Annotated in this window: 1 rRNA gene; it reads right to left on the reverse strand. The window is 52.6% G+C overall.

Features of this window, described 5'->3' with window-relative positions:
• A 16S ribosomal RNA gene (locus ACJ5GX_RS06395) occupies positions 1–344 on the reverse strand; the annotation flags it as partial.

The following is a 344-nucleotide window of genomic DNA, read 5'->3' on the forward strand; positions in this document are numbered from 1 at the left end:
ATTCTGATCTACGATTACTAGCGATTCCGACTTCATGGAGTCGAGTTGCAGACTCCAATCCGGACTACGACATACTTTATGAGGTCCGCTTGCTCTCGCGAGGTCGCTTCTCTTTGTATGCGCCATTGTAGCACGTGTGTAGCCCTACTCGTAAGGGCCATGATGACTTGACGTCATCCCCACCTTCCTCCGGTTTATCACCGGCAGTCTCCTTTGAGTTCCCGACCGAATCGCTGGCAACAAAGGATAAGGGTTGCGCTCGTTGCGGGACTTAACCCAACATTTCACAACACGAGCTGACGACAGCCATGCAGCACCTGTCTCAGAGTTCCCGAAGGCACCAA

The organism is Wolbachia endosymbiont of Tuta absoluta (assembly GCF_059414725.1).